Source organism: Natrialba chahannaoensis JCM 10990 (genome assembly GCF_000337135.1).
In the GTDB taxonomy this organism is placed as follows: domain Archaea; phylum Halobacteriota; class Halobacteria; order Halobacteriales; family Natrialbaceae; genus Natrialba; species Natrialba chahannaoensis.
This window is the reverse complement of sequence record NZ_AOIN01000043.1, coordinates 43,362-62,035: the sequence shown is the minus strand read 5'-3', so window position 1 is coordinate 62,035 and position 18,674 is coordinate 43,362. Positions and strand designations below refer to the sequence as shown.

The 18,674-nt window shown below is 60.9% G+C and carries 20 protein-coding genes and 1 tRNA gene; 6 read left to right on the top strand and 15 right to left on the bottom strand.

The window, feature by feature from the left end; all coding sequences use genetic code 11:
• Nucleotides 1-15: 15 nt before the first annotated feature.
• From C482_RS06185 to C482_RS06175, 4 genes are all read right to left on the bottom strand, one after another.
• On the bottom strand, nucleotides 16-1,464 hold the full coding sequence (locus C482_RS06185; RefSeq protein WP_006166652.1) for an ABC transporter substrate-binding protein: 1,449 nt from the start codon (nucleotides 1,462-1,464) through the stop codon (nucleotides 16-18).
• An 86-nt stretch (nucleotides 1,465-1,550) separates the two neighbouring features.
• Nucleotides 1,551-1,691, bottom strand: a complete 141-nt coding sequence (locus C482_RS21755; protein ID WP_006166651.1) for a hypothetical protein — start codon at nucleotides 1,689-1,691, stop codon at nucleotides 1,551-1,553.
• Nucleotides 1,692-1,969: 278 nt separating this feature from the next.
• Nucleotides 1,970-3,622, bottom strand: coding sequence for a thermosome subunit beta (thsB, locus tag C482_RS06180; RefSeq protein ID WP_049896523.1), 1,653 nt, complete (start codon nucleotides 3,620-3,622; stop codon nucleotides 1,970-1,972).
• A 211-nt stretch (nucleotides 3,623-3,833) separates the two neighbouring features.
• The gene (locus C482_RS06175) at nucleotides 3,834-4,628 is read right to left on the bottom strand and encodes an SOS response-associated peptidase (RefSeq protein WP_049896522.1); all 795 of its coding nucleotides are present in this window, start codon (nucleotides 4,626-4,628) and stop codon (nucleotides 3,834-3,836) included.
• Nucleotides 4,629-4,867: 239 nt separating this feature from the next.
• Between C482_RS06175 and C482_RS22620 the strand changes: the two genes are divergently transcribed.
• Entirely contained in the window at nucleotides 4,868-4,993 is a 126-nt protein-coding gene (locus tag C482_RS22620; protein ID WP_004217278.1) for a hypothetical protein, read from the top strand.
• Between the two features lie 331 nt (nucleotides 4,994-5,324).
• On the opposite strand, the gene C482_RS06170 is transcribed toward C482_RS22620, so the two are convergent.
• The 8 genes from C482_RS06170 to C482_RS06135 all read right to left on the bottom strand — a co-directional run bounded on the left by C482_RS06170 (nucleotide 5,325) and on the right by C482_RS06135 (nucleotide 11,157).
• Nucleotides 5,325-5,405: transfer RNA gene (locus C482_RS06170), tRNA-Ser, on the bottom strand.
• A 120-nt stretch (nucleotides 5,406-5,525) separates the two neighbouring features.
• Nucleotides 5,526-5,753: a hypothetical protein gene (locus C482_RS06165; RefSeq protein ID WP_006166648.1), complete on the bottom strand. Its 228-nt coding sequence runs from the start codon at nucleotides 5,751-5,753 to the stop codon at nucleotides 5,526-5,528.
• A gap of 33 nt (nucleotides 5,754-5,786) precedes the next feature.
• A complete protein-coding gene (locus tag C482_RS06160; protein ID WP_006166647.1) occupies nucleotides 5,787-6,167 on the bottom strand; it encodes a Rid family detoxifying hydrolase in 381 nt (126 codons plus the stop codon).
• 90 nt (nucleotides 6,168-6,257) lie between these two features.
• Nucleotides 6,258-7,469, bottom strand: a complete 1,212-nt coding sequence (ilvA, locus tag C482_RS06155; RefSeq protein WP_006166646.1) for a threonine ammonia-lyase — start codon at nucleotides 7,467-7,469, stop codon at nucleotides 6,258-6,260.
• A 231-nt stretch (nucleotides 7,470-7,700) separates the two neighbouring features.
• The gene (locus C482_RS06150; protein WP_006166645.1) at nucleotides 7,701-8,336 is read right to left on the bottom strand and encodes a gamma-glutamylcyclotransferase family protein; all 636 of its coding nucleotides are present in this window, start codon (nucleotides 8,334-8,336) and stop codon (nucleotides 7,701-7,703) included.
• A gap of 153 nt (nucleotides 8,337-8,489) precedes the next feature.
• Nucleotides 8,490-9,638 (bottom strand): citrate synthase, encoded by a 1,149-nt coding sequence (citZ, locus tag C482_RS06145; protein WP_006166644.1) that lies wholly within the window; start codon nucleotides 9,636-9,638, stop codon nucleotides 8,490-8,492.
• A gap of 121 nt (nucleotides 9,639-9,759) precedes the next feature.
• Nucleotides 9,760-10,137, bottom strand: a complete 378-nt coding sequence (locus C482_RS06140) for a VOC family protein (protein WP_006166643.1) — start codon at nucleotides 10,135-10,137, stop codon at nucleotides 9,760-9,762.
• A 654-nt stretch (nucleotides 10,138-10,791) separates the two neighbouring features.
• On the bottom strand, nucleotides 10,792-11,157 hold the full coding sequence (locus tag C482_RS06135) for a cell division protein SepF (RefSeq protein ID WP_006166642.1): 366 nt from the start codon (nucleotides 11,155-11,157) through the stop codon (nucleotides 10,792-10,794).
• Nucleotides 11,158-11,411: 254 nt separating this feature from the next.
• Here C482_RS06135 and C482_RS06130 point away from each other — a divergent pair, with 254 nt between their 5' ends.
• Entirely contained in the window at nucleotides 11,412-12,173 is a 762-nt protein-coding gene (locus C482_RS06130; protein ID WP_006166641.1) for a DUF1028 domain-containing protein, read from the top strand.
• Between the two features lie 332 nt (nucleotides 12,174-12,505).
• Complete coding sequence (locus C482_RS06125; protein ID WP_006166640.1) at nucleotides 12,506-13,057, top strand: gas vesicle protein GvpH; 552 nt, start codon at nucleotides 12,506-12,508, stop codon at nucleotides 13,055-13,057.
• 208 nt (nucleotides 13,058-13,265) lie between these two features.
• Here the strand turns inward: C482_RS06125 and C482_RS06120 are convergent, their stop codons facing one another.
• Entirely contained in the window at nucleotides 13,266-13,745 is a 480-nt protein-coding gene (locus tag C482_RS06120) for an RNA-binding protein (RefSeq protein WP_006166639.1), read from the bottom strand.
• A gap of 148 nt (nucleotides 13,746-13,893) precedes the next feature.
• Here C482_RS06120 and C482_RS06115 point away from each other — a divergent pair, with 148 nt between their 5' ends.
• From C482_RS06115 to C482_RS06105, 3 genes are all read left to right on the top strand, one after another.
• Entirely contained in the window at nucleotides 13,894-15,258 is a 1,365-nt protein-coding gene (locus tag C482_RS06115; RefSeq protein ID WP_006166638.1) for a metallophosphoesterase, read from the top strand.
• A gap of 154 nt (nucleotides 15,259-15,412) precedes the next feature.
• Complete coding sequence (locus C482_RS06110; RefSeq protein ID WP_006166637.1) at nucleotides 15,413-16,045, top strand: TMEM175 family protein; 633 nt, start codon at nucleotides 15,413-15,415, stop codon at nucleotides 16,043-16,045.
• Nucleotides 16,046-16,134: 89 nt separating this feature from the next.
• Nucleotides 16,135-16,434, top strand: a complete 300-nt coding sequence (locus C482_RS06105) for a DUF7562 family protein (protein WP_006166636.1) — start codon at nucleotides 16,135-16,137, stop codon at nucleotides 16,432-16,434.
• A gap of 69 nt (nucleotides 16,435-16,503) precedes the next feature.
• Here C482_RS06105 and C482_RS06100 read toward each other — a convergent pair whose 3' ends face one another.
• Together C482_RS06100 and C482_RS06095 are read right to left on the bottom strand one after the other, a co-directional pair.
• Nucleotides 16,504-17,550: a DUF5787 family protein gene (locus C482_RS06100; protein WP_006166635.1), complete on the bottom strand. Its 1,047-nt coding sequence runs from the start codon at nucleotides 17,548-17,550 to the stop codon at nucleotides 16,504-16,506.
• Nucleotides 17,551-17,658: 108 nt separating this feature from the next.
• Nucleotides 17,659-18,633 (bottom strand): winged helix-turn-helix domain-containing protein, encoded by a 975-nt coding sequence (locus C482_RS06095; RefSeq protein ID WP_006166634.1) that lies wholly within the window; start codon nucleotides 18,631-18,633, stop codon nucleotides 17,659-17,661.
• Between the last annotated feature and the right edge of the window lie 41 nt (nucleotides 18,634-18,674).

Genomic DNA, 18,674 nt, shown 5'->3' with positions numbered 1-18,674 from the left:
CAGGAGCGAAGGAGATCAGGCACACCGGCTATCGAGCACGCCACCCTGGACGAGCGCCGCGCAGAGTCGCTGCCAGTCGTCGGGTGTGTGCCACCCCCAGCCGTGTTTCCGGACGCCGTCGCTCCGGGCGAACTGAGCAGTCGCGAGTCGAAGCGTTCGTTCGATTCGGTCACGAGACTGTACCTCATCAACGGCCTCTCCACTCATTGCCCGGTCAGCAATCACCGTCGCAACCGACGACGGCGAGCACTGTACCAACCCCCAACTGGCCGTCATCGCCACGAGAAACGCCCAAATCCGTGCTCGTGTCTCTGGATCAGTGAGCCCCTCACGGCTGGCGACCAGCGCCGGACCGTAGACCGGATACTGTTCTGCGATCGAAATCACGTCGACGGTCGCACCATCGCGCTCGAGTCGCGTCGCATCCGCCGCAACACCCGTGACCGCGTCAACCTCTCCGGACTCGAGTGCAGTGCGTTCCTCACCGTCCAGTTCGATGATGTCGACTGCGTCACGGATACCGGCCTGGGAGAGCAAGAGCTGGCCGAGAAGGCCGGTTTCGGACGCTGGCGGCATGCCGAGTCGACGGCCACGAAGCTGGTCGAGGCGCTCAAACGGCTCGCCGAATGCGGACTGCGTCGTGTAGAGGACGACGGGCGAGCGCGGGAGGAGGACTGCAACTGGCACGACATCACGGCCAGCGGCGCGCTCGCAGAGAACGGTCGCCGCGCCCGCGACGGCGAGGTCTGTTTCCTCGTCGTCGACGACTGTTTGGACGGCTGCACTTGAGCCGGCGCAGGCGTGGTACTCGAACTCGAGTTCGGACTTAGTCTCGGGCTCAAGCTTGGGTTCGGGTTCGGGTTCGGATTCAATCGGACGATCAGTTGTACCGGGCTCGTCGTCAGTAGCAGCCGCAATCGGTCCGAACAACGCCCCGTGGAAGCCGTTCGGATGCCAGTTGAGTGCGACACGAATCGGCTGTTCGGTTTCGTCCCGACGGTCGTGGTCGGAACGAGTGGCAGGATCAGAAAGGATTGCTAGCTGGGATCGGTCCCCACTCGAGTCCGAACTGATCGGCGTCCCGTTCTCGTTGTCGTCGAACTGTGCTGCCTGCCGGAGCAGACGGCCGGCGTGCTCATCCGCGACGCCTCGCGCAGTAGTCGCGAGTGCATCCACTGCGTACCATGCGTTCGGCGGCCGCCCCGGCGACGAAGTTTGGACGGTCGTGCGCTCGACGAACCCGCGCTTCTCGAGTCGATCGAGACTCGTCCGGGCGGCGTTCTGGCTCAGACTTGTCCCGATGTGAATCGCGGTCAGCGTCGCCGTGCGGTCGAGGTCGGCCTCTCGAATCCGACACAGCAGGTACGCGAGGACACGGCCGGCGTCCTCGCCGAGACCTGCCGCGAGCCGTGTGATGAGCGGCTCGTCCGCGTCCGTGAGCACCGGGAACGTTCGCCTGTCCATGGCGTGATGCGGACCAAGCTACCACCGCGAGGCGCATAAAGTCGAAGCTGCCGATCTCTGTCACATGGAGACAGGGGGTCGCTCGCTCAACGAATATACAGGACGAAGAGCCCCAGTGCAAGCAGGAGTAGCCCCCACCAGAGCGAGTCGCCGGGAAGCACTTTCAGGATGAGCGTGACGACACCCGAAGAGAACAGCGACCAGCCGATTGTCGTTTGATACGTCATACGGACTCGACGCCCACGGGACCCATAGTTTACCAGCCTGCCGAGACACAGCCACAGCGAGAGCTGTGGCAGCGTATCACTAGCGCCAGCGCCGTGCCGGTGCCGATAAAATAACCGGTCAGACTCGAGTCCACTCTGTACTCGAGTCCAATGGTGAGTGGTCGATTCGGTGGGGCTGTACGGGTTGTACGTGTGCAGTGTACGGGTGTACAGACCTACGAGAGTACGTCTACGCTATGCGGGAGCGCGGTTGGATGGGGGGTGTAACCTGAGCCGAGTTACATCATGCCGCCCATGCCGCCGCCCATACCGCCCATGCCGCCGGCACCTGGGGCACCGCCTTCGTCGTCGCCCTTGTCGGTGGAGAGGTCACCGGCAGAGATGATGTCGTCAATCTTGAGTACGAGGTTCGCGGCCTCAGCAGCGGAGGTCACGGCCTGCTCCTTGGCGTGGGCTGGTTCGACGACACCGGCGTCGTAGGTGTCCTCGATGTCGCCCGTGAAGACGTTCAGGCCGGCCTCGACGTCGCCGTCGTCGTGTGCAGCACGGAGGTCGACGAGCGTGTCGATGGAGTCGAGTCCAGCGTTCTCGGCGAGCACGCGTGGGACGAGCTCGAGCGAGTCGGCGAAGGCCTCGACGGCGAGCTGTTCGCGGCCCGAGACGGAGTCGGCGTAGTCACGCAGGCGCGAGGCGAGTTCGACCTCGATGGCACCGCCGCCGGCAAGGGCGCGACCGTCGGAGACGGTCTGGGCGACGACGTCGAGTGCATCGTTGACGCCGCGCTCGAGTTCGTCGACGACGTGGTCGGTGGAGCCACGGAGCAGGAGGGTGACGCCGTGGGCGTCCTCGCCCTCGACGTAGAACAATTCGTCCTCCTCGTCGCGGAGAACGTCACCGTGGCCGAGGTCCGCGGCGGACGCGCTGCCGAGGTCGGAGACGATGGCCGCGTTGACGACCTCCGAGAGGAACTCGAGGTCGGACTTCTTCGCGCGGCGGACGGCGAGGATGCCCTCCTTGGCGAGGTAGTGCTGTGCGAGGTCGTCGATGCCCTTCTGGCAGAAGACGACGTCAGCGTCGAGGTCAGCGATCTGCTGGACCTTCTCCTTGAGCTGCTCTTCCTCGCGGTCGAGGAACTGCTGAAGCTGATCTGGGTCCGTGACGGAAACCTCGGTGTCGATGTCGGTCTCCTCAACCTCAATCGGCTCGTTCAGCAGCAGAATGTCGGCGTCCTCGGCCGAGGTTGGCATGTTGTCGTGGACCGGGTCCTTGTCGATAATGCCGCCCTCGAGAAGGTCGGACTCGGAAACGCCGCGGCCGGTCTGGGTCTCGATGTTGAGGAACTCGAGGTCGACGACGTTGTTGCCCTCGGCGTCCTCGACGGTGACCTGGCGGACGGCCTCGACGATGAGCTCGGCGAGGTGTTCCTTGTTGACCTCGGTGCCCTTGCCGGTCATCGAGGTTTCGGCGACCGAGCGCAGGAGGTCTTCGTCCTCGGTGTCGACGTCGACGGCGATGTCGTTGATCTCTTCGCGAGCCTGCTCGCTCGCCATGTGGAAGCCCTTGATGATCGCCGTCGGGTGGATGTCCTGCTCGAGGAGGTCCTCGGCGTTCTTGAGGAGCTCACCGGCGATGGAGACGGCCGTCGTGGTGCCGTCACCAGCCTCGTCCTCCTGGGTCTCGGCGACCTCGATGATCATTTCGGCCGTCGGGTTGTCGATATCCATCTCCTGAAGGATGGTGACGCCGTCGTTGGTGATCGTTACCGATCCCATCGAGTCGACGAGCATCTTGTCCATCCCTTTCGGGCCGAGTGTGGACTTGACGGACTCAGCGACCGCGCGAGCGGCGCTGATGTTGTAGTCCTGCGCGTCCTTGTCCTTGACGCGCTGGGAGTCCTCGCTCATCACGATCATCGGCTGTCCCTGCTGCATTCGCTGGCTCATAGTCAGCCGAATCATTGATTGTGATTCTACATAAAAGCACCGATACAGAGATATCAACGGGAGAAACGGACCACCACCGAAAACGCGAGAAAACCACCGTAGTGCACGCCGATATACTCAGAACGGGCGCGCTCCGTCGCATTCACGAGACGCCATCACAGGACGCGACAGCCCACCATCTTTAAGTATAAATCCCCGATCACGGCGACAGTGGTTCGACTAGCGAGGGCGAGTCGACACTCGGATCGTTGACCGCGGTCGAAACCGGATACGCACGCATCTCCGCGGCAGGATGGGGGGCGAGCAGATCCGCCGGATCGCCGCCAGAGAGCCACTGCTGCTCGTCGGCAGGGTCGAGAATCACCGCCATTCGATGGTGGAGGTCCACCACGAGGTCGTTCGGCTCCGTCGTGATGATCGTAAACGTTTCGAGTGGCCCCGGGTCAGCACCATCAGTATCACTTTCAGCGGCCCCACCGCCGAACGCGTCGAGGCCAGTCTGGGTCGTCTCGTCCTGCGGCCGCTCGCGGCGCACCCAGAGTCCCGCCAGCGCAAATGGCCGGTCGTCCTCGAAGGCGACCCGGTAGGGGTGTTTGCCGTCGTCCGTCTCGACCCACTCGTAGAAGCCATCGGCAGGGACGAGACAGCGCCCGGCCGCGGGCGTCTCGCGGTCGTTCGCGTCCTGCTCCATCGCTGCACTCTCTGCATCCGCAACCGTCGCCTGCCGATATGCGTCCCGAAAACTCGGCTTCTCGTTGACCGTCTCCGCACGCGCGTTGATGATCCCTCCACTCGCATCGTCGGCCCACGTCGGCACCAGTCCCCACTCGAGTTCCCGGATCGTCGTCGGCGTCTCATCAGTGATCACTGGGAGGTCCTGGCTGGGAGCCATGTTGTATCGCGGGGAGAACTGCTCGCCATCCGATGCAAACCGCGCACCGAACCGGTCTTCGAGCTCGTCCTGCGCGAGCATGAGTGTGTAGCGGCCGCACATACTGTCACCCTCGCTCGGCGCGGGTAAAGCGTTGTTCGCTCGATGATCGGCAGGTCCGAGACTGGCAAGTAGTGAGCGGTGATTGGGAGCGACGACAGCGGTCGTTGCGGCACGCGAAACGACAGCCGCATGCGTAGTAGGCAACTACTCGTTGGTACGCGCTGCGTACTGGCTCGGCAGTCGGACGTAGGCCCATCGTTACGATAGCGGTTCTCTTCGGACTATGGTCTGGGCCACCAATGACGACAACCGGGTCAGACCGCTACGAAATGATCGTGTGTCAGGACGGGAAGCTCGAGATTCGAGACCGCGAGAAAGCAAACTGCTGGATTGCAACGGATTCCCCGATCGAGCTCGAGCGGTGAGAGTGCTGCGCTTCCAGTCGGCTGTGTCCGTCTACAAGCCACGGATACGGGTGCTACTCGAGGGTAGCCCATACAGGTAGGATCGACTGAACTCACCGTATTCTCTCAATACGTGAGCCTGCAGACTCGACGCATCTCGGACAAGGTGTGTCGGCCCACTATAGTAGCCACTGCAAGTCACTGCACACCTGATCGCACGGCGGCAGCGCGGTTCGGAGCGAGTGAACTGAGCGAGAACCGCGAACGTGCGATCAGTGTGTAACTAGTTGCAGTTGGTACTATAGGAGCAGATCCTCTCGAGGACATTGTTCGTCGTGTGAAATTCAAGAAACGCCAGGACTGGGATTTGAACCCAGAATCCCAAAGGGAACACGCTTTCCAGGCGTGCGCCTTACCGTTCGGCCATCCTGGCTCACCTTATCGTAACCACGTCCCTCGTTTAACTCTTACTTTTAGTCGTCGTCAGTGTCAGCCGTCGTCAGTCCAGTGCGATGAACGGTGTCCCATCAGCATCGACCGACCACGTGCGAAATCAGTCCTGCGTCCGCTCCGCCGCCCGCTTCGCCGACCAGGCCGCCACCCGGTACTCGAGTACGTACGCGCTCACAGCAGTCCCCACACCGACGAGGACTGCGACGACGAATCCCTGTCCGATCGAGACCAGCGGCTCGACGACCAGCGCGTAGCCCTGGACGAGGACCAGAAACGCCATGAAGCCGACTGCGCCCCACAACAGGGCAGATTTTGTCCGTGGGTTCATTCGTCGTTCACTCAGTGGAGTGCAAAACGGCGATTACTCGAGTGACGCGATCGCTTCGATCTCGATGCCGACGCCCTTTGGGAGCGCGGCGACCTCGATAGCACTGCGGGCCGGCGGCTCGTCGTCGAAGTAGCTGGCGTAGGTGTCGTTCATCGCGTCGAAATCCTCGATGTCGTCGAGGAAGACGGTGACCTTGAGGATGTCTGCGGGAGTCGCGCCAGCTTCGTCGAGGACGGCGACGAGGTTATCGAGGGACTGCTCGGCCTGCACGTCGATCGGTTCGTCGTCGAGGAGATCGCCGTCGGGCGTCAGGGGAATCTGGCCGGCGGTAAACAGCAGGTCGTCGTTGGTTGCCGCCTGACTGTACGCGCCGACTGCGGATGGTGCCTCGTCGGTATCGATGATTCGCTTCATACCCGCTACTGCTTCCCGATTGGTCTTAAATGCAGGCGAAACACGATCGATTGTCGAGAAGCAAAGAGACGAGCGTACGTCGCGGGCCGATCAGGCCAGAATATCGACCACGTACCCCTCCTCTCGGAGTGACTCCAGAAACGCATCGACGTGGTCAGGGCCGCGCATCTCGAGTTCGATCTCGACTTCCGTATCGCTCATCTCGACCTCGCGCGAGGTGCGGTCGTGGTAAATCGCGTAGATGTTGACCTGATACTCGGTGAAAATCTCGAGCAGTTTCTCGAGTGCCCCCGGTCGATCCTTGAGCACGGTTCTGATCTTCAGATAGCGGCCAGTCTCGACGAGGCCACGGACAATGATGTTGGTGAGCGTGTTGAGGTCGACGTTGCCGCCCGAGAGAATCGGCACGATGGTCTCGCCCGCGTCGTACTCGAAATGCTCGAACAAGAGTGCGGCAAGTGGCACCGCGCCAGCACCCTCGACCAACGTCTTCGAGCGCTCGAGCAGGTAAACGATCGCGACCGCGATTTCGGAGTCCGAGACCGTGACGACCTCGTCAACGTGCTCCTCAATATGGCGGAACGGCTTCTCGCCGACGCTTCGCGTCGCGATCCCGTCCGCGATGGTGTCGACGCCGTCGAGCGAAATTCGCTCGCCCTTCTCGAGTGAGGTCGCCGCACTCGATGCGCCCTCGGCCTGGACACCGATCACGCGCGTCTCGGGTCGTTTCTCCTTGATCGCCGCGGCAACGCCGCTAATGAGGCCGCCGCCGCCGATGGGGACGACGACGGTGTCGACGTCAGGGCAGTCCTCAAGGATTTCGAGGCCGATCGTTCCCTGACCGGCCATCACGTACTCGTCGTCGAAGGCGTGGACGTACGTGCGGTCTTCTTTCTCTTCGAGTTCGTGGGCGCGCTGGGCGGCCTCGTTGTAGTCCGTCCCGTCGAGGACGACCTTCGCGCCGTAGTTGCGGGTCGCTTTGACCTTCGAGATGGGCGCGTGTTCGGGCATGACGATGGTCGAGTCGACGCCGGAGCGCGTGGCCGCGAGGGCGACACCCTGGGCGTGGTTCCCCGCGCTTGCGGTGACGACTCCTGCGTCTTTTTCCGCTTCAGAGAGCGTCGCGACGCGGTTCGTCGCACCGCGGATCTTGAACGACCCCGTCCGCTGGAAGGTCTCGAGTTTGAAGTGGACATCGGCGTCAGTCATCGACGAATAGGTGTGTGAATATTCGAGTGGGGTGTGTCTGGATGTTTCACGTACCCGGTCCTGAGCTTCGAGAACGTCAGCGAGTTCGATCATATGCGTGCCTATTCGTCATATATTGTAAGACTGTCGGGGACGATCGAGCGGGCGGACCCCACCCCCACTACCCCGACAGGAACAGGAACGTGCTGCCAGCGGCAACACGACAGGGATACAGGGAATGCACGGCGTGTGACGTGCGAGTATAGACGGGCACGCAGACACCATAAAACCCACCCCTCCAGAGTGAAAGTGAAATCGCAAGCAGGCACCGGGATCGAAGCGGCGTCAGACGTCCGGCGGACGGCTGTCTTTCGCCAGTCGAACACCGACATCGTGTGTCTCAATGTAGTCGCGAACACCGTCCTCGAAGGTTGGGGCTCGGGGCCACTCGAGTACTGACTCGGTGCCGAGCCGATCGGGGTTGCCGACGTAGGTCCAGACCGGGGGCTGCCCGTCCTCGTCCACCGGACGGCCGTCCGCGTTCGCGCCTGTCCCCAGGTCCATATCCGCAGCCACGTCCGGGTCCACATCCGCATCCGCATCCATACTCGTGAGCCACGGAACCTGAACGCGAACGTAGAGACCATGCTCGACGCCTTCGTACCGATCGAGTCGTTCGAGCCCCGAATCGGTGACGGTGAGTAGTGTTCCGGTTGTCTCGCCAGCTGTCGTTTCGCTACCGGTTGTCTCGCCGTCCGTCGTCTCGACCTCCATTGCTGCGTTATCCATCACCGAGTCATCCGTCGCCGAGCCAGCCGGCGCGAGCGTCGGGTACTGGCCGTCGACCTGACGACAGCCCTCGAGGACCGCGTCGCCGACGATTTCGGTATCTGGCCACTCGGTACCGAGGACGGCGCTGGCCTGTTCGCGGTCAGTCAGCGTTCCATAGACGAAGACGAAAGTGAGGGCATGAGCACACACAGGACGGGCGAACCATCTCGGGGCGGCTACTTTTTGGTTGCGACGCGCTCGAGATGACTCCGCGACGAGCGATCACGGTGGTGACAAACACGATCAGACAAGACAAAACGAGCACGGTCAGAACAAGAAAACGAACCGCTCTACGGCGTACCGTTACCGCTCCGTGATCGGCACGAACTCCTGGTCCTCCGGACCCGTATACCGGGCGCGCGGTCGGATCAGGCGATTATCGTCCTGGTACTCGAGTACGTGTGCGATCCAACCGCCGGTGCGACTCATGGCGAAGATCGGGGTGTACATGTCGATCGGGATGCCAAGCTGGTAGTAGACCGAGCCGGAGTAGAAGTCGACGTTCGGTGCGATGCCCTTCTCGACTAAGCCCTTCTCCTCGGAGAGGTACTGCTCGATGGTCGTGGTGTAGTTGTACCACTTGTCGTCGCCGTTTGCGGCGAGTTCCTTGCTCCGTTCTTCGAGGATCTTCGCGCGGGGATCTTTGACGTTGTAGACGCGGTGGCCGAAGCCGGGGATGCGTCGGCCTTCGTCGGTGGCCTGTTCGACCCACTCGCGGTGGTCGAGATCGCTCTCGTCGATTTCGATCAGGACTTCCATGACGTCCTGATTGGCACCGCCGTGGAGCGGGCCGGAGAGCGCGCTGATGCCGCCAGTGACGGCGCTGTAGATGTCTGCCATCGTAGAGCCGATGACCATCGAGGTGAACGTAGAGGCGTTCAGGCCGTGGTCGGCGTGGAGGATGAGCGCCTGGTCGAAGGTTTCGGCAGCGATGTCGTCGGGTTGCTCGCCGGTGAGCATGTAGAGGAAGTTCGCGGCGAGTCCCAGATTGGGGTCGGGATCGACCGGCTCCTCGCCGAGTCGGTAGCGTTCGAAAGCGGCGAGCGCGGTCGGAATCTTGGCGGTGATTCGCCGACCCTTGCGAAGCGTCGCATCCAGGTTTTCGGGATCAGCGTCGGTTTCGGGTTCGGTTGCCGAAAACATCGAGACAGCGGTCCGGAGGGCAGCCATAGGCCGCTCGCCGGCGTCGGCGAGACGCTCCATCGTTGCGAGCACGTCGTCGCTGACGGTGCGTTCCTCGGTAAGCGCCTCGGTAAACGACGCGAGCTCGTCCTCGGAGGGGAGGTGGCCGTTCCAGAGGAGGTAGAGGACTTCTTCGTAGCTTGCGCCACGGGCGAGGTCCTCGATCGCGTAGCCACGGTAGATCAACCGTCCCGCGTCACCATCGATCGAGCTGAGGTCTGACTCTGCGACCAGGACGCCCTCAAGCCCTTTTTTAAGGTCGTCTGCCATACCGTGGAATTTCAGTCGCCGATGGAAAAGTATTGTCGTTTTCTCGCCGTAATCTGTCAACAGACGCGAGGCGCTTCCTGGTCACAGATTTCCGCAGTCGGTTCCAACTCATAAAGCATGATCAGGTGTCTATCCGTTCGACAAGTTCGACGACGTAGCCGTCAGGATCTTCAACGAACGCAACTCGACAGCCAATCTCTGCCATCGTCGTCGGTTCCATCTCGACGGGTGGATCGACCTGGGCAATCAGTCGGTCGAAAACATCATCGGTACGCTCAACGCCGACGGCGACGTGAGCCATCGTTCCGGAATCGATTTCAGGGCCGCCAGCAGGATCGTGCTTGAACTGGAACTCCGCGTTTTCACCCCCTATGTAGACGTTTTCGACGCCGTCGTCCGTTTCGAACGACCAATTTTCCGTCAGCCCCAGCGCGTCGACGTAAAAGGACCGTGTCTGCTCGAGGTTCGATACCCAGAGTGCCGTGTGAATGACATCCATACCTCTTGTGAGACGAACTGTTGTAAGTCAATTCCGGCGTGAGCGAAGACTGCCGCGAGCGTGTCGATGTATCGAGACAGCAATTCCTGCGGCCCGTTTCTCGAAGACAGTATCGATGCGAGCCACACGTTCAAACCTGTTCGGTCATTTAGGATTGTGTCGGACGTTCCCACAGCAAGGGAATCAGCCTGCGGCTTACGAGAGTAGCCACCTGATACCCGACCAATGGAAGTCAGTGAATTCCTCGATGGAGAGGCATTAACTGGATCGCACGCAGCAATTATCTTCGCCCTCTGGCTCGGTATCGTGATGGTCGGCGCGTTCGTCCTCACGTTCGTCGTGTGATTTCGGCCAACGGGTGCGGTATATTACTTCGACAGACGAATTCACCGTCTCGTTTCGGTGGACAGTTCTAACACACAGTTCATAGACAGTATGTCCCGATATGTCGGCGAGTAGACAGTATAACTATAGTAGCCACTGCAAGTCACTGCACACCTGATCGTACGGCAACTGTGCGATCAGTGTGTAACTAGTTGCAGTTGGTACTATAGACACGTTGATGGAGCGTGAGTGCACCCGCAACACGAAGCAGTCGCTCCTGGATGAAATCAAGACCGAGATCAAAAGCGCCAGCGAGACTCCCTGAGAAACCTACAACTGCTGCCCGAGTTTCTCCCGACTGATGTGGACACCAGTCGGCGTGATGATCATCTGATCCTCGCCCTTGCGGACGATGTCGCCGTCGACCTCCTGGGCGACCTGGCGCAGTTCGTCAACGATGTGTTCAACGGTGCTGTCCTCGGTTCGCAGTCGAGTGATGTCCGCGATAACGATGTCGCCGTCGTAGACGGCGTCCTTGATATCGATTGCATCCGCCTGGCTGCCGACTTCCGCGATATGTACCTGCATCGCCGCCGCGTCGGCCGAACTCGCCGAGACGTCGTCGAGGTCCAGTTCGACGTAGTCCTCGGCAGTCCGCGACTGGTTGCCACCGAGAATCTTACTCATCAGTCCCATTGCCGTTACCCACCGGGGCCGCCAGTATAGTTCTTACGTCAGACAGACACTCAGCATCCCAATTATGTTGGCTGTCTGTCTCGTCCGACACGCTACCACACTGCGTCGTCTCCGTCGAACGACCACCGGTGAGCACATACAGCAAGCACCAACGCCCCACGCCCCGCAACCAACGTCGAACAACTCACGTGCAGTCACCCACGGACTAGCCGCCACCTCTACGCTTTTTGACTCTCAGTCCGTCACCCCAGCCGATGACCTTCAGCATCTGCGTCCACGAATCCTATACCACTCCTGACAGCAAAGAACACGAGCGCTTCGGCGTCGCCGTCACAACCCGCCTTCCCGGCGTCGGCACTCTCTGTCCCTTCGTCAGCGAAAACGGGGCCGTCGCCACCCAGAGCCTCGTCAACATCGACCTCGGCCGCACCGGCATCGAGTACATCGACGACGGCCTCAGCGTTGGCGACGCACTCGAGTCCCTCCTCAACACAGATGACGGTGCACCCCAGCGACAACTCCACGGCGTCGACGCCGAGGAGACGTTCGCCTTTTCGGGTGCGGAGTGTGGTGACTGGTTCGGTTACCAGGAGGGCGAACACTTCACGGTTGCCGGGAATCTGCTCACCGGCGAAGCGGTGATCGAGGAGACGGCAGCGGCCTACGCGGATGCAGCGGTGCACGAAACGGAGGACCAGACGGACGGGAGTCCGCGCGAGGGTGACGGCTCTGCCCCGCTCGCAAAGCGGCTCATCAACGCGCTGGCGGCGGGTCACGAGCAGGGCGGCGACAAGCGCGAGGAGCTGACGGTCCAGAGCGCGGCTGTGGTCGTCGAGTCGACGGAGTCCCACGATGTGACGAAGCTATACAACGATTTGCGCGTGGACGCGACCGAGACGCCAGTCGCGGACCTGCAGGAAACCTACGAGCTCGCGGTGGATGGATACGAAGCCACACTCGAGCGCTACGCGGAGGCGTACGAACAAGATTCGCTCGACGAAGCAGCGGAAAGCTGAGTGGTAGACGAACAGAGACGCCAGTAATCGAAAGCACTCATATTTCAGAAAAGAAGAAGAGTTTGGCATGAACCCGATACACTCGCGACTGCCTCGAAAAAGCAGACAGTTCTAGGAATCGTCCTACTCTCGTTCAGTATCGGTGCCATCGTCGAGGTCGCCGGCCGACTGTATTTCATCCGACTACCATAGAACTAGCCGAAAGAGAACCTGCGAATATATCGTGTGGCTTCCTGGCAATAGGTAAGGGTACTGATAAATCACAATAAGTTGTGAATCCAGCATCTTATCCCGGTGTGAGACAGATAGAACCATACAAGTGGTGGACATTCATGGTCGATGGAGACAAAAATGACCGGGAAGTCAGCGAATCATCGAAATCTGATAGTCCACGCGAGGAGAACTCTCTTGGAGCCGCGCTTGAGACCTCTCTTCAAGCCGGGTTGCGATCACTGGCCGATGGATTGCGGAACGCAGTTGAAGGGGACACAAGTGGCACAGCGCCCTCCAGAACACCCTCACAGCCACATCCCGCTGCTGATAGAAAGCAAACAAAGCAGAATCAGCGTGCAGACACCGGGAAACACAAGCGGAAGAAACGGACGCGCGAATCGAAGTCTGACGAGTGCTTACTCGACACTCGCGTCAGCGACGACACGTTCATCGTCACTGCGGACATGCTTGGTGCCAGTTTAGACGACATCACGGTTGGGATGACCCCAAGAACAAACGAACTCATCATCAAGAAGACTGGAACTGTCGTTGGACGAGTTGATCTTCCGCTGGCTGCGCCCGAAATGAAGGAAGCGTGGTTCAAGAACGGTATTCTTGAAGTCCACCTGAAATCGGAAGATTCCGAAGCGCTCACCGACTCACCCTCATAGATGATTGATTTCAACTACTGAACGATGGAGGTGAGATATGCAGTAAAATTCCATTTGGAGCACCTTCTCTCTCCCATGCTGAGAAATCGTCACTCTTCGGTTATTGACTCCTAACGAATGCCACATTCGTGTGCTGCATTCAGTATGATCCTAAATTGATTACCGTTTGAGGATCTCAACAAGTCCAGCTAAGAGCGTGTTAGCTACGTTACGCCGTGAATTCGTACAACTCGTCACCAACGTGGTGGAGCGAATCAACGACCTTCCCCTCGTCACCGGCCATCTCCACCCCCTCAACGCGAGCACGACCGATAGCCAGCACCTTGCCGTGGGACTCCTCCGCGATGACAACCAGATCGTCCGGTGAAATGTCCTCAGTTGCCTCCGTAATCCCCGGCCGCATCACGTCCGCCCCGTCGCTGACGAACGAAATCGCACCGGCGTCGACCGTCACCAACCGCCGTTCAGGCTCGTAGGCGTTCGCACCGCGAACCGTCAAAAACGGCACCTCGTCGAAGAACGCAACCTGTGGCTCGCCGTCGATGAGAATGACCTCGCGGTCCGCGTCTTCGAATTCGACACGTTCGTACGTGTCACCGTCCGGTGTCACACCAAGCTTCTCAGAGAGATCGGACTCGAGTGACGAGACATCGTCGCTGCGAAGGTGGTGGCGAGATTTAACTTCCATACCCGTGCTACCGTGCCAACCCATTTAATAGAATAGATTTGGCGCGGGCTAGGTCGTAGACGGGGCAAAAGGGCGGCCGAGAGTGAGAGGCCAGCCACCGGGGGAACCACTATCGCACTGTGGCTGGTAGGGAATCAGACTACGGCCGATGGCCAGCGAATACGTCTTCATCAGCGACCTCCACATGGGCGGCGACGAGGAACTCTCGGCGCTCGACTTCGAGGACGAACTGCTCTCGTTTCTCGAGACACTCGAGAAGCGCGGCGGCGATGTCGAACTAATCATCAACGGCGACACCTTCGGGTTGTGGGAGTACGCCGAGGTGACGGGGCCGGCGAAGCTCGAGCAGGTGATCGAGGATCATCCGCGCGTGTTCGAACAGTTCCGCGCGACCGGTGAGGTGATCGATATCACGCTCATTCCGGGGAACCACGACTACGACCTCGCCTGTTATCCGTCGGCGGTCGACCGGCTCGCGGAGTATAACCTGACGCTCGAACCGGAGATTGCGATTACACGGGAAGTCGCCGTCGACAGCGGCGGCAATCACAGCGATGGACATCCGCAAATCTGGATCGAGCACGGCCAGCAACACGATGCGAACAACCGAATGCCCGACTGGGGGAACCCCGACGCGCTCCCTGTCGGCTACTTCGTCGTCCAGCGAATCGTCGCCGCCGCTGGCCGGTACTCCGACCGGGCCAGAGGCGACTGGTTGCGCGATATCCAGTCGGTCGCACCGATGGAGGAGATTCCCCGCTGGCTCCTCTCGAACTACTTCTACCGAGAGATGAGCCCGTTCCTGCGGGCAGTGGTCGTCCCGCTGTTGCTCTTCTTCAACATCACGCTCCTCTACCTGGCCGGAACGGCACTCGAGGCCGCCGGGATCATCCCGTCGTCGGTGTTTACCGACAATCCGGTGGTCCACGCACTCGGTGTCGGCGACATCGTTCTCGAACTCATCATCACGATCAACGTCGTGATCATCGTCGTCTTGCTCTTACTCGCGATTCCGTTTTGGCTGTTCAGACGCGATCTCAAGCACACGCTCGAACGCTTCGGCGTTGTGCTCTCCGGCGTTCGCGTCGGCCAGGGCGACGAACCGTTTCTCCGGGCCGCCAGGAACGTGTTCGAAACTCACCCCGACGTCGCCGTCTTCGTCTACGGCCACACGCACCGCGCGTCGCTCACCCGGTGGGGTGATCGGGTCGTCGTCAACACCGGCACCTGGCTGAAGAAACTCCAGCACGTCGAAACCCGGTTCTCAAGACTTCCGGGTGTCTACTATCCCTCATTTCGACTGAACTACTACCGGATCTTCGCCGAGGGTGACCGGATCGTCGTCGAGTACGAGGAGATCGAGACCGACAAGTCACCTGACCTGACGCGCTTTCAGCGATTGGTCGCCCGCCATCCATCGGCCGAAGAACCCATTCCGGACCGAACGGTGATCGATCCAACGGGTACACTCGAGATACCCGAAGACGAGCGGAGTGGTTCTGAGTCCTCGTAATCTCATGATCTCGTGAGTTCGTGAGTTCGTGAATTCGTGAGTTCGTGAATTCGTGAGTTCGTAACCCTGTGAGAGCAGGTATCGACACAGCGATGTACGGGAGTGAGCCGGGTCGGTCACGTACAGTCATTGTCTCGCCTGGTGTACGGCAGCTATGATCGACTCGCTCGGCGGTGAGGGGACGGACCGAATGGAAGGGTTGAGCGACGGGTTGTTTGCGATCGTGTTGACGTTGCTGGTGTTGCAGTTTGAGGTGCCGGATGTCTCCGCGGGAGAGTTACCGGGAGCGCTTGCGGATCAGGAGACACTGTTGTTCAGTTACCTGCTGAGTTACTTGGTGGTCGGAGTCTACTGGATTGTACACCACAACCTCTTTCGGAATATCGTTGACCACGACCGGACGTTGCTGTGGCTGAACCTCTTGTTCTTGCTCTCGATTTCGTTTCTGCCGTATCCGACGGAGATCATGGGGCTGTACGGGACGCAGTTCGCCTGGGCGATGTATGCGACCAACATTATTCTGGTCGGAACGCTGCTGACGCTCGTCTGGAGCTACGCCGCGCGGTCGGGTTTTATTGCGGACGATATCGACGAGTGGACGGCGAGACTGGTAACGATCCGCGGGCTGATCGCCCCCGCAGTCTTCGTGTTCTCGATCGGCGTCGCGCTCGTCGAACTCTGGGTCGCGTTCTTCGTCCCGCTACTGATCGCGCCGCTGCAGTGGCTCTGGGTGCGGTACTATCGGACCGGACAGGCCGCTCGAGCGACCAATTTGAACGGCGACTAGTTCGTTCGCCAACCGATTCTCTACGCAGATACTCCCGCTAAAACGAACGTGTGACAATTGCTAAGTAACCACATGGTGTTGGGATACCTATGTGGCCATGGTCCTCCCGATCCCCGTCGGCGACGGTCACGTGTCTCGCCTGCGGTGACGGCATCCCACGGTCTGCTGCCAGAGAGTACGACAAGTACGGCAACCAGTGGGACCGCCGCGACAAGGAGTTCGAACACCTCTGTCCGACCTGTCACAACGAGCTCTGTCACCAGCCGCGCGACGAACTCGAGGACATCCTCGTCGAACTCCACGCCGGCGAGGAAGAGACTGACGCGTTTCTGGCGAGGTACCTCGCGACAGTCGAGGACCGGTACGGGCGCGTCGAAGAGGAGTCCTGAACTCCTGCGACCGCGAGCAGTAGGTCCCGTGGGTAGCAGTGGCGGTCTGACTTGTTCTCGTGCAGTAACTCACCGGAACTGATCCAGCCCAGACTGGTGGCGACGATGTCCACTGGGTGACGCGCGCCAGGCTGTTTGTCGATCACGTTCTGCGTCGAGATCGACCTCGGGAGCGACTGCCGGTTCGTAGCCCGGGCAGCCAGGACCACAGTCTGCGTTCGCATCGACGAGAGCGTCCGCCCACGCGCAATAGGGCAACGTCGCACCCGCCTCGTCGGTCAGGACACAGGACGCACAGTCCGGGAAGTCGTACGTCCGCCAGCCCTTGCCGTAGGCTCGTTCGGCGAGTCGACGCCGCGCTCGTTCCTTTGCAGCGGCTGAAACGGGCTCAATCTCAGTCCGGCCCGGTTCGAACGCGAGCGGTTCGATTCCCGGCTCGGCGGTGGGTAACGGTGTCGGCTCACGGACGACGTCGATCTCGACTCCGACTCCAATCGCGGCCTCGTCCCCACGTTCCAGTGCCGAGGGGGCGTCGCTCTCACGGTCCCGATGCACCCGCCAGACGCCGACCGGATCAGGGAGGCGATGCAGGTGTGCTCGCGTGACGTAGCTCTCCGTTGCCAGAATCACTTGGTCGACCAGCGCCAAGCTCACGTCGGTTCGGAGTTGCATCTTGAGGTCACCGGGCCGGCCGAGGTCAGGTTTGTTCTCGATGGCGACGATGCGGTCGTACCAATCGGGGTACCGCGCGACCTGCCGCACGTACTCGCGGCCGTTGCGCCGCTTGGATTCGAAGAAGCCAATCTCACAGGCCCGCTCCATCGCTCGGCGTGCGTGGTTCGGATGACAGTCGAAGGCATCTTTCCAGTAGCGCGATCGTCCGGTGCCGACGGCGGATTCGATGGCAGCGTCCGGAATCTCCGCGTCCGTAATCGCGGCGCGCTCGTCGAACTCGGGACCAGGTTCGATGCAGACGATGTCCAGAATTCGGCCGCCAGGATCAGCGACGCTTCCGCCGAGCTGGCGGGCGGTGAGTTGGTCAGCGCCCGCTACCGGCGGCTTGCGGGACTGCTCGAGATGCGCACAGAGCGCGAGTTCAAACGCGAACTCCGACACAGTCGAACAAGGCGCGCGACCGAGAAAAGCGGTCGGATTCGCGGGTGTTACGGAGAGTCAAGGAGAAAGCCTCACCCTTTAGGGCGAAGGATGGCAATGGAGTTCGTTTCAGTCGCTGACGGCTCTGGTCTCGAGTACCGTGAGCTCGTCATCCATCGCCACCCGAAGTTCGTCACCTGCGAGCGGGAGCCGGACTTCGAACCGGTAGGGGTCACGGTCGACGACGCGCGTGAACTCGTCGGAGACACACCATGGCAGCGTCCAGTAGGGTCGATTGTCGAGCGAGACGCCGCGTTCGCGATGGAACGTGACGACCTCGGAGTGATCGAGCAGGCGCAGGCCGGCGGCCGAGCAGAGCGTGTGAGCACACTGACGACACTCGTGGTCGACGCGAAGACTGACACCGAGACAGCAGTCGTCCTCTTCGACGATTCGGGTTTCCATCCGACCGCTACACTCCGGACAGACGCCGTCGGCGGCCAGACAGTGTAGGTGACGCACCCGCTGGTCGAACGCATCGGCGATTTCGGCTCGCGTCCGGTCGGCCAGGCCACCAGGTGGAAACGCGTACTCGCCGTGACCCTGACCGCAGGCTCGGCAGTCGATAGCGAGTCGTTCGTCCTCGTATATCGCCTCCAGCGCCCCGTCACAGGCGAAACACGTACCCTCGACTGTGAACGGGTCGATCGACGGATGTTCGTTGAACGAGCCCGCGATCACCGACCGAACGATCTTCTCACCGGCGTGTTTGAACGCGTAGCCCTCCTCCTGTTGGGTGACAAAATGTCCCGTTAGCTTCTGGAGATGATAGTTGAACTGCGCCGAATCGCGCATGCCGACTTCACGGCGCAGTTCCGAGAACGAAACCGGTGATTCCTCGGCAGCCCACAACGCCTCGAGAATCGAGAGGCGAACCTCGTTGCCGACCAGCGCGAACGCCTCGGCGGGGTCCAGACAGTCGGTGCACTCGAGTATCCCCTGGGTGTGGTGATTGGTTCCGTGATCGTGGTCGCGATTGTGATCGGGCTCGTGATCGTGATCCAGATTCCGGTCATGGTCGATCACGCTGTTTGACTCGCTCATGGTGCGGTGTACGCGAGCAGGGATCAAAGTGGTTCGCTCAA